The sequence below is a fragment of the Streptomyces sp. NPDC006602 genome (genome assembly GCF_042870385.1).
Classification (GTDB): domain Bacteria; phylum Actinomycetota; class Actinomycetes; order Streptomycetales; family Streptomycetaceae; genus Streptomyces.
Window position 1 is genome coordinate 281,881 of sequence record NZ_JBIAHG010000003.1, and the last position, 6,447, is coordinate 288,327.

General features: G+C 72.3%; 5 protein-coding genes. All 5 read right to left on the reverse strand.

Annotation, left to right across the window (positions count from 1 at the left end; genetic code table 11):
* Positions 1–7: 7 nt before the first annotated feature.
* The gene (gene moeZ, locus ACFYO2_RS10045; RefSeq protein WP_388346732.1) at positions 8–1,186 is read right to left on the reverse strand and encodes an adenylyltransferase/sulfurtransferase MoeZ; all 1,179 of its coding nucleotides are present in this window, start codon (positions 1,184–1,186) and stop codon (positions 8–10) included.
* 63 nt (positions 1,187–1,249) lie between these two features.
* Positions 1,250–1,999, reverse strand: a complete 750-nt coding sequence (locus tag ACFYO2_RS10050; protein ID WP_388346735.1) for a spherulation-specific family 4 protein — start codon at positions 1,997–1,999, stop codon at positions 1,250–1,252.
* Positions 1,987–2,946 (reverse strand): NAD-dependent epimerase/dehydratase family protein, encoded by a 960-nt coding sequence (locus ACFYO2_RS10055; RefSeq protein ID WP_388346738.1) that lies wholly within the window; start codon positions 2,944–2,946, stop codon positions 1,987–1,989. Before ACFYO2_RS10055 ends, ACFYO2_RS10050 begins: the two co-directional genes overlap by 13 nt.
* Positions 2,947–3,270: 324 nt before the next feature.
* Complete coding sequence (locus ACFYO2_RS10060; RefSeq protein ID WP_388346741.1) at positions 3,271–4,557, reverse strand: hypothetical protein; 1,287 nt, start codon at positions 4,555–4,557, stop codon at positions 3,271–3,273.
* Complete coding sequence (locus ACFYO2_RS10065) at positions 4,554–6,257, reverse strand: DUF3492 domain-containing protein (RefSeq protein ID WP_388346744.1); 1,704 nt, start codon at positions 6,255–6,257, stop codon at positions 4,554–4,556. The genes ACFYO2_RS10060 and ACFYO2_RS10065 overlap by 4 nt, the downstream gene beginning before the upstream one ends.
* Positions 6,258–6,447: the final 190 nt, after the last annotated feature.

Below are 6,447 nucleotides of genomic sequence, written 5' to 3' on the forward strand. Positions count from 1 at the left end.
TGCCGGGTCAGTAGATCGGCTTGCTCGGCTCGATCTGGTTGACCCAGCCGATCACGCCGCCGCCGACGTGCACGGCGTCGGCGAAGCCCGCGGACTTCAGGACCGCAAGGACTTCCGCACTGCGGACACCCGTCTTGCAATGCAGGACGATCTTCTTGTCCTGCGGGAGGGTCTCCAGGGCGGTGCCCATGAGGAACTCGTTCTTCGGGATCAGCCTGGCGCCCGGGATGGAGACGATCTCGTACTCGTTGATCTCACGGACGTCGATGATCTCGATGTTCTCGCCGTCGTCGATCCACTCCTTGAGCTGCTTGGGAGTGATCGTCGAGCCGGCGGCCGCCTCCTGGGCCTCCTCGGAGACGACGCCGCAGAAGGCCTCGTAGTCGATGAGCTCGGTGACGGTGGGGTTCTCGCCGCAGACCGCGCAGTTCGGGTCCTTGCGGACCTTGACCTGGCGGTACTGCATCTCCAGGGCGTCGTAGATCATCAGGCGGCCGACGAGCGGCTCGCCGATACCCGCGAGGAGCTTGATGGCCTCGTTGACCTGGATGGAACCGATGGACGCGCACAGCACTCCCAGGACGCCGCCCTCGGCGCAGGAGGGGACCATGCCCGGCGGCGGGGGCTCCGGGTAGAGGCAGCGGTAGCAGGGGCCGTGCTCGGACCAGAACACGGAGGCCTGGCCGTCGAAGCGGTAGATCGAACCCCACACGTACGGCTTGTTGAGCAGCACGCACGCGTCGTTGACCAGGTAGCGAGTCGCGAAGTTGTCCGTGCCGTCGACGATCAGGTCGTACTGGCTGAAGATGTCCATCACGTTCTCGGCCTCGAGCCGCTCTTCGTGGAGGACGACGTTCACGTACGGGTTGATGCCGAGGACGGAGTCGCGTGCGGACTGGGCCTTGGAGCGGCCGATGTCGGCCTGGCTGTGAATGATCTGACGCTGCAGGTTCGACTCGTCGACCTCGTCGAACTCCACGATGCCGAGCGTGCCCACGCCCGCGGCGGCCAGATACATCAACGCCGGCGACCCCAGCCCGCCGGCGCCCACACAGAGCACCTTGGCGTTCTTCAGCCGCTTCTGCCCGTCCATCCCGACGTCGGGGATGATCAGGTGGCGGGAGTACCTGCGGACCTCGTCTACGGTGAGCTCGGCAGCGGGCTCGACCAGGGGTGGCAGCGACACGGGGACTCCGTTGGTCGGTCAATCATTACGGTTGTTCTCGCTGTAACAGTGCCATGGCCTTTTTCATTCCGAGACACCCGTTCCGATCCGCGAGACGATTTCGTCCCAGTAACCGGGCATGGTCTCCCAGGGATCGGCGCGGCCGCCACGGTCCGTGCGGTCGGTGAAGTAGATCGTCGACGCGCCCTGCCAGCGGGCGATGCGAAATGCCTCCTCCAGATGAGGGCGGGGCACCCCGTGGACGAAGTGGCAGAAGCGCTCGGGCGGGTGGTCGGCGGTCCACTCGGCCACCTGCGACCAGCGGTAGTCGCTCCAGGGGCCGGAGAAGGTGACCAGCTGGTCGGCGTTCTCGGCGTATCCGGGGTACGGGTGGATGCCGTGGCCGAGGACAATGTGGGCGTCGTCACACAGGGCGCGAAGCGTGGTCACCGTGCGGCGGATCTCGGGCAGATCGGCGCGTTCGGTCGGGCAGCGGTCTAGGAGGAAACCGTCGACCTTGTACCAGTCGACATAGCGGTGCGCCTCGGAGACCAACTCGCCCAAGGCGCGGGAGCCGTACGTGGTGTCGAGGTGGCCGAGGACGCGGATGCCCGCGTTGCGCAGTCGGCCGGCCGCCTCCAGACAGTGCGTGTCGGGGCGACTGCCGGGGCCGTCCGAGATGTTGAGGACGACCCAGTGCAGGGGTGTGCCGGGGCGGGTGAGTTCGGCCCACTCGGCCGGGGCGACGAGGGGGTGGGCGAAACCAGGGACACCGACGCCGATGCGGAGGTCGGTGCTCGCCGTGCCCGGTTTGGCGCGGGTCAGATGCGGCATGCCGCCTCCATCCAGATGTCGGCGAGGGACTCCTCGAGGCCGATCCTGGGCCGCCAGCCGAGCCGGTCGCGCGCGGTGCGGACATCGGCCTGCTGCCAGCTGCCGCAGCCGTCGGGGTACGGGTACGCGACCGGAGCCGCGTGGTCCGACTCGATGCGGGGGTGGCCGATGGTCGCCCTCAACGGGCCGGAAGGGCCGTCCAGTTCGTGGAGGGCGCCGCCGTATCCGGCCACCCGGGCGAGGACCGCGGCGGCGTCGCGCAGGCGCACGGCACGGCCCGAGCCGATGTTGATGACGCCCTGCGCGGCGGAGAGCGAGGCCGCGTGTACGGCACGGGCCACGTCGCGTACGTCGACGAAGTCTCGCTGAGCGCCGAGGCCGCCGAGTTTCAGCTCGCCGTCGCCGGACTGCATGACCCGGCGCATGGCCTCGGCGAGGCGGCCGAGCGGGGAACCGGCCGGCGTGCCGGGGCCGGCCGGTGAGAAGACCCTGAGGACCACCGCGTCCAGGCCGGAGCCGAGGACCAGCTCGGTGGCGGCGAGTTTGCTGACGCCGTACGGGCCGCCGGGGCGGGGGACGGCGTCCTCCGCGGTGGAGGAGCCGGGCTGGCTGGGGCCGTACTCTGCGCCGCAGCCGATCTGCACGAGACGGGCGCCGCAGCCGCTGCGGCGCAGGGCCTCGCAGACGGTGGCGACGGCGACGGTGTTGTGGCGGGTGAGTTCGCGGGCGCCGCCTCGGGTGGCTCCGGCGCAGTTGATGACCACGCCGGGGTGGACCGCGTCGAGGAAGCGGGTGAGGGCGCCGGGGCTGCCGGACGCGAGGTCGAAACGGACGTCGGCGTCGTCGCCGCGGCCGAGTGCGGTGAGCTGCACGGCCGGGTCGGCGAGCAGGCGGTCGGCGACGAAGCGGCCGAGATAGCCGTTGGCTCCGATCAGCAGGACTCTCATCGGGCTGCTCCCGGGGCCGAGGCGTCGGGTCGGGAGGTGATCATTTGGGTGTCTCCTTCGGGGGCGTCATGCGGGTTGCCTTCGGTGGTGGGGCGGGATGCCATGCCTGCGGCGGCCTGTGCGGGTGTGTGTGGTGCGTCTTCGCCTACGGCGGGTGCGTGGGGCGGGGCCGCGCCGGGGGGTGTCTGTCCTCGGTCTGGCGCGGAATCGGTCTCTCACCAGGGCGAACGTGTTGACGCGTCATCCGCTGCGGGCGGACACCCCCCGACACGTCCCCTTCTCGCCGTACGCGGGTGCCGCGCCGCCGGGGCGGGGCTGGCCGCGTCACCGCTGCTTCTCCGTCGGGGCGTGGGCCGAGGCCCGGGTGAGGGTGCGGCTGGTGTGGATCAGGAGGATCAGCGCCCCGGTGCCGCAGGTGAGGGTTTGGACGATGCCTGGCCCCCAGGTGTCGGTGAGGGTCTGGACCGGGACGGCCAGGACGTCACAGCCGGGGAGGCGGGCTGCGAAGACCGTGGCCAGGGCCGTTGCCTGGGCTGCGGCGGTGGCCATGAGGATGACCGCGGGGGCGTGCGTGAAGCGGTGGATGGTGAGGAGGCGGGACAGGAGGAGCAGGGCGGCCAGGGTGGTTGTCTGGGCGTAGGCGGCGGGTTCGTCCAGGGCTGCGGCGGTCGGGGTGAGGAGGGCGGTGAGGGCACCCAGAAACAGGGCGAACGTGCCGAGCAGTAGGGGGCGTACGGAGGCGGCGAAGTCCTCCAGACCGCGGCTGGCCGTCAGTTTGCGGCGGGCTCGTGTGGTGAGGAGGTGGGTGGTCCAGGCCGCTGGGGCGCAGGACCAGGTCAGGGCCAGGACGGGGGCGGCGGCGAGGGACCAGGGGGCGTGCGCGGTGCCGTCGGGGAGGCCGTCGGGGCCGCCGGCCAGGGCTGTTCGGAGCAGACCGTCGCCGAGGAGGGCGTAGGCGATGAGCCAGTACGTCCAGGTGCTGGTGCCGGTCGTGGGGGTGCCGGGTCTGGGGCTGAGGGGGCCTCGGCCGAGGGCCGCGCGCAGCGTGAGGGCCACGGCGAGGGCGCCCGCGGCGGCGACCGTGGGGCGGGTCTGTCCGTGGGTGAGATGCAGGCCGATCACGGTCGCCGTGCACAGGGTGCCGGGGAGGAGGGTGAGCAGGGCCCAGCCGACGCGGGGGTGGGAGACGGGCTCGGGGACGGGGGGGTTTGGTGTTTCGCCGTCGCGGGGGATCCGGGCGTACATCTCCTCGGCCAGGGAGAAGACGTCGCGGTGACGGAAGCGGGCGGCGGTGCGGTCGGTGACGCCGTGGGCCTCCAGGCCCGCGGCGATCTCCAGGGGGTCGACGGCTCGTTCGCAGAGGTCCCGGTGACGGTGCATCAGGGCTTTGACCGGGTCGGCGGCGGTGCGGCGGGGGGCCGCGGCGGCGGGGCCAGGGGCTCTGGTCGTCCCGGGGCCGCGTGTGCCGTCGTTCGCGTCACAGTCGCGGTCGGCTGCGGGCCGAGGGTCGGCAACGTACGCCTGCGGCACCAGCCACTCCTCCGACCGCACGTCCCAGGCTCCGGGGCTGTCCGGGGTGCCTGGGCGGTCGAGTTCGCCCAGTTCGCTCATGACGCTCCCTCCTTGGCCGCGGTCGGCGCCGTGGCGCGTACGGGCGGTCCCGCGGCCCAGCCGGGCCCGCCGCGGGCCACTACACGCAGGCTCTGTTCGGTCCAGCGGCCGGGTACATGGGCCTCGGCCGGGGCGGCGAACGGCAGGGGTTCGCCGGTGTCGTCGAGGAGGACGCGGCGCATCGGGGTACGCGAGACGATCTCCAGGTAAATGCCGTGAAATGCCGTGATGTTCTGCTCAGCGGTGAACAGTTCGAGCGCGCGGGCACGGGCGGCGGCGCCCAGGCGCTCCCGGCGCGCGGTGTCGCGCAAGAGCGCCACGCACGCCTCGGCGAGCGCCCTCGGATTGCGCGGGGGTACGACGAGGCCGGTGCCGCCGATGACCTCCACTACGGCGCCGACGTCCGTGGACACCGTCGCGCGGCCGCAGAACATGGCCTCGACCAGGCTGATCGGGAAGCCTTCGACGACGCTGGACAGGACGGTCACGCTGCCCGCGGCGTACGCGTGCGCCAGGGTCGGCAGTTCCGGGCCGCCGATCTCCTCGAAGGAGACGGGGTTGTCACCGACGGCGTGCGGGCCGTCCGCCTCGTCGGGGAAGAGCTGCGCGGCAAGTGCCCTGCAGTGGCCGAGGTAGGCCAGGCCCTCGGAGCCTGCGGGCGCGCCGACGATCCGAAGCCGGGTCTTGGGCTCCTCCTTGCGGATCTCCGCGAAGGCGTGCAGCAGAGAGACCAGGTCCTTGGCCGGTTCCACCCGGCCGACCCAGACCAGGGTGTGCGGATCGACGCACTCCGGCGACTCGCCGACTTCCGCGAAGCGGGACGCGTCCATGCCCGGGTAGACCGTGCGGAGCTTGTCGCGGGCTGCGCCGCAGCGTTCCTGCCAGCGGCGGGCGTGCGCGTTGCCGGGTGTGACGATGGCGGCCCGGCCGTAGGCCTCGGCGGCGAGTCTGCCGTGGAAGGCGGTGAGCAGGGCGCGTACCGCGGGCGAGGACTCCGTGACGGTCAGGTAGTGGGTACGCAGCCGCACGCCGTACTCGGTGACAAGGAGGGGTACGCCGCAGAAGTGCCGCGCCAGCAGCCCGGGCAGGGCCGCCGCGCCACCGGAGGTCGCATGGCACAGGTCGACGGAGCCGAGGTCGTCGTCCTCGTACCAGTCGAGCGAGAGGGGACGCAGAGCGCGTTCCAGATGCGCGGCGACGGTGAGCAGATCCGGTACGCGCGCCTCGCGCGCCGTACGCATGCCGCCGGGCGCACGACAAGCGCGTTCCAGGGCGCGTACGGCGGCCTCGGAGCGGAGCGCTCCTACCAGCCCGCCCTCGTCGCGGGCGAGTTCGGCGAGCCCGTACAGGGCACTGCCGAAACGGTCCGCCTCAGCGGCCGACGGCCCCCCGGAGGCCTCTGCGACACCCCCCTCGCACAAGGCGGCCGCCAACTCGCCGTAGCACTCGGCGAACCGCCGGCGCGCGCGCCGTCCGTACCCGACCCCGTCCTCCTCGGCCGTCCACAGCGGTGCCGTCCGCACCCTGCTGACCTGTGACGGCAGTGGAACCCAGCCCTCGTCCTCCTGGCGCTCACTGCGGCTGAGCGCGTAGATGTCGAACTCGTGCTGCTCAAGCCCGCGCACGAGGCGGTCGCACCAGAGCCTGGCGTCACCGCTCACATACGGATAGCCACCCTCCGTAAGCAGTCCGATGCGCACCAGCGCACCCCCGATCTCCCGTATGGGGAGCCACCGTTGACCCGGCGGCTCGCAGCGGGACGAACGTATGCGGACAAGGCGGTGGGGGGGGGGGGGGGGGGGGGGGGGGGGGGGGGGGGGGGGGGGGGGGGGGGGGCGGGCGGGGCGGGCGGGGGGGGGGGGGGCCGCGGCGGGGGGGGGGGGGCTGGGG

Coding starts and splice junctions, on each gene's coding strand:
- ACFYO2_RS10050 (WP_388346735.1), bottom strand. CDS start 1,999: ATGCCGCATCTGACCCGCGCCAAACCGGGCACGGCGAGCACCGACCTC.
- ACFYO2_RS10055 (WP_388346738.1), bottom strand. CDS start 2,946: ATGAGAGTCCTGCTGATCGGAGCCAACGGCTATCTCGGCCGCTTCGTC.
- ACFYO2_RS10060 (WP_388346741.1), bottom strand. CDS start 4,557: ATGAGCGAACTGGGCGAACTCGACCGCCCAGGCACCCCGGACAGCCCC.